Genomic DNA, 1,745 nt, shown 5'->3' with positions numbered 1-1,745 from the left:
CCTTGAGGTCGCCATCGATGGCGAGCGCCAGACCCAATCTGAGCCGTGCTTACCAGAAATCTCGTCCTTCCTAGCAGCCCTTGCAGCGAACGCAATTCGTGTCCCGTCTTCCAGGCGAATGCTGATGCGTTCTGCCTTGTTGCTTCGATCAACGATCGCGCTTTCAACGAAACTGTAAGCAATAACTTCCACGCAGAAACTCGCTGCGCAGTACTGCGGCTTACTCACTGGTGGTGGCGTGGCGCGTGTCTCCGCGCCGCCCACAAGGAGCATGACTAAGATAAGTAACAGGGCGGCGCTTCTAGTCATCTGTCTCGCCTCGACACCTGCTGCAGGGCCTAACACCCGAGTTAAGCCGCGCCGCGAAGCGGCGTCGGCTTGAACAAATTGTTAGGCGTCATTTGCGCTATCCCCCGGACTCTGAGTCTCGTCCCTGAGCAAATGTGGCAAGAGTTTCAGAAAGCTAAGGTACGCGTAAACGACGACAGGAGCCATATGGAACAGGAACGAGGCCGAGTCGCGGTCTGGCGTTTTGATGGGAGTGCCGGAATTGAGCTTCATGGTCGCGAGCACGGCCTCATGAAATCCAGATCCAAAACCGACTCCCTAAACGAACCACACCGCCCATGCGCCTATGAGTACCGACAGTAATGGACGGTAGAGTCGAGCGTATGCTGCGGGATGGCGGTACGCGATGACCGACAATCCAGTGATCGCAGCTACTGCCAAGCCGCCGATGATTGTTTGCCAAAGTCCGCTCATATGCCCCTATGCCGCCTAACACCTAAGTTAAGCCGACCCGCAGCCGGATGGTGCGCCGGGCGAGAGAGCTACAAGTTGCGGTGCGTTCAAGGCGAAGCCGCGAAGCGGGTTCGGCTTGAACGCATTGTTAGGCCGCCGCTGCCTGGCACCCCTGCCGGACCTGCGCTGACCCAACCCCTGAGCCGAACAGTACAGCAAGTATTGGCGGGCGGCGGCGCCAGCGTTTGCTGGGCCGAAGCAAGAACCTGGAGCGCGCGACCGGGAACTCTCACCGCGCCCTGGCCGAAGTCGACCCGGCCGGTCGAATCTGGCGGAGAGTCGCGCCTGGCCGAAGAGGAAGTGCAGCAGGGCTCACTGCCGATGCCGTCACCGCGCGTGCCAGGTGCCAACGGGATGGACGCGCGAGACGCTACAAGCTGCCGAGAACTCCTGCTACGACAGTGCGGGACACAAGGCCTAACGCCTGAGTTAAGCCGCGCCGCGAAGCGGCGTCGGCTTGAATGAATTGTTAGGGCTCAGAACTTGAAATTGACGAATGAGTAGAGTTCTGGACGCCCGCCTGTCTGCATTACCTCAGATCGAAGTTTTTCCTCAAAGCACCGGCCCAGATCGCTTGGCTTGTTAAGCCAGGTCCTTGTCACTTGTCCGTGCTCATTGAGCCGCATAACCACCATGATCCCAGCCATCTCTTGCGCAGCGTTGACGCCACACGCAACCATGGATCTACCGACTGCCTTGTCTTGTCCCGAGAAGAATCTGGACGAAATCTCGCCATGCAGAGTCGCCTCGTCCCGTCGCGCGAGCGACTCAGCTTGTGCGATGGTCAGATCTCCAGTGGTAGCTTGGAGGACAACTGCTAGAAGTAGCGATGACATTCGGTCTGAGCCCTAACACCTGAGTTAAGCCGAGCCGCGAAGCGGCTTCGGCTTGAACGAATTGTTAGATCGCGTCTCGCTACGCTGCCAGCATGGAAACCGCATGGG

Annotated in this window: 1 protein-coding gene; it reads right to left on the bottom strand. The window is 58.9% G+C overall.

Annotated elements, in window-relative coordinates:
- On the bottom strand, nucleotides 1–309 hold a 309-nt coding region (locus LY625_RS13305), incomplete at its 3' end, for a hypothetical protein (RefSeq protein WP_233740791.1).
- Nucleotides 310–1,745 lie beyond the last annotated feature (1,436 nt).

The sequence above is a fragment of the Lysobacter sp. GX 14042 genome, from assembly GCF_021390425.1.
GTDB lineage: Bacteria > Pseudomonadota > Gammaproteobacteria > Xanthomonadales > Xanthomonadaceae > Novilysobacter.
This window is presented reverse-complemented; position numbering and strand designations above follow the sequence as displayed.